Raw genomic sequence first — 1,458 nt, 5'->3', positions numbered from 1 at the left:
TGATGTAGAAGGCCCAGCGCCAGCCCCAGTTGTCGGTGATGGTGCCGCCGACCAGGGGTCCGCCGATCATCGCCAGCGCCATCACGGCGGCCATCATGCCCTGGTACTTGCCGCGTTCCCGGGGCGGGATGAGGTCACCGATGATCGCCATGACGCCGACCATCAGACCGCCGGCGCCCAGACCCTGCACCGCGCGGAAGGCGATCAGCTCGCCCATGTTCTGGGCCATGCCGCTGAGCGCGGAGCCGATCAGGAAGATCACGATCGACGTCATGAAGGTGGCCTTGCGGCCGTACATGTCGCCGAGCTTGCCCCAGACCGGGGTGGAGGCCGCGGTGGCCAGGGTGTAGGCGGTGACCACCCAGGACAGGTGCTCCAGTCCGCCCAGCTCGCCCACGATCGTCGGCATCGCCGTACCGATGATCATGTTGTCGAGCATCGCGAGCATCATCGCGATCATGAGCGCGAGCAGGACCACCCGCACGCTCCTCGGCTGTTTGCCGGTGTCCGTCTCCACGGCCCCCGCCGCTGGTGTGTCCGCCATGATTCCTTCTCCCCCGGCCACGGTCGCGTGACCACTGCTACTTACTTGCCGCCCGGCTAGTTCACTACGCTGGGAAGCTAGTCGCGCAACTAGCCGGTCGTCAAGTAAGTTTTCGTCAAGAGGGGTCGAGTAGGAGGATGGGCGGCACCATGGACGGCACCAAACAGCGGCGCCGCGGGAACACCCGCCAGCGCATCCAGGACGTCGCGCTCGAACTCTTCGCCGAGCAGGGCTACGAGAAGACGTCGCTGCGCGAGATCGCCGAGCGCCTGGACGTCACCAAGGCGGCGCTGTACTACCACTTCAAGACGAAGGAAGAGATCCTCGTCGGCATCTTCGAGGACCTCTCGCGGCCGATCGAGGACCTGATCGAGTGGGGGCGGCAACAGCCGCACTCGCTGGAGACCAAGCAGGAGATCATCCGCCGGTACAGCGAGGCGCTGGCGGGCGCGGCCCCGCTCTTCCGCTTCATGCAGGAGAACCAGGCGACCATCCGCGAGCTGAGCATCGGTGAGATGTTCAAGACCCGCATGCTCGGGCTGCGCGACATCCTCATGGACCCGGAGGCCGACCTGGTCGACCAGGTGCGCTGCGTCAGCGCCCTGTTCACCATGCACGCGGGGATGCACGTCCTCCAGGACGTCGAAAGCGACCCCGAGGAGAAGCGCAAGGCCGTCCTCGAGGTCGCCATCGATCTGATCACCCAGGCCCACCGGGGGTCCGGGGGCGCTTAGGGGCGTCCGTCCGCGCGGGTCAGACGGTCACGCCCTTGGAGTGCAGGAACTTCACCGGGTCCACGGCGGAGCCGTAGTTCGGGGTGGTGCGGATCTCGAAGTGCAGGTGCGGGCCGCTGGAGTTGCCGGTGTTGCCGGACAGGGCGATCTTCTGGCCGGTCTTGACGACCTGGCCGATCT

General features: G+C 66.7%; 3 protein-coding genes. 1 reads left to right on the top strand and 2 read right to left on the bottom strand.

What is annotated here, in order from left to right:
• Window positions 1-544, bottom strand: a 544-nt coding sequence (locus B7767_RS07750; RefSeq protein ID WP_143652270.1) for an MFS transporter, incomplete at its 3' end; no start/stop codon positions are given.
• Window positions 545-681: 137 nt separating this feature from the next.
• On the opposite strand from B7767_RS07750, the gene B7767_RS07745 reads away from it, so the two are divergent.
• Window positions 682-1,278: a TetR/AcrR family transcriptional regulator gene (locus tag B7767_RS07745; RefSeq protein WP_179167061.1), complete on the top strand. Its 597-nt coding sequence runs from the start codon at window positions 682-684 to the stop codon at window positions 1,276-1,278.
• 19 nt (window positions 1,279-1,297) lie between these two features.
• Here B7767_RS07745 and B7767_RS07740 read toward each other — a convergent pair.
• Window positions 1,298-1,458, bottom strand: a 161-nt coding sequence (locus B7767_RS07740) for a M23 family metallopeptidase (protein ID WP_143652268.1), incomplete at its 5' end; no start/stop codon positions are given.

The sequence above is a fragment of the Streptomyces sp. 13-12-16 genome (genome assembly GCF_002114215.1).
In the GTDB taxonomy this organism is placed as follows: domain Bacteria; phylum Actinomycetota; class Actinomycetes; order Streptomycetales; family Streptomycetaceae; genus Streptomyces.
Note: the sequence above shows the minus strand (reverse complement) of the source record. Positions and strands in the feature narration are given on the sequence as shown.

Coding starts and splice junctions, on each gene's coding strand:
- B7767_RS07745 (WP_179167061.1), top strand. CDS start 682: ATGGGCGGCACCATGGACGGCACCAAACAGCGGCGCCGCGGGAACACC.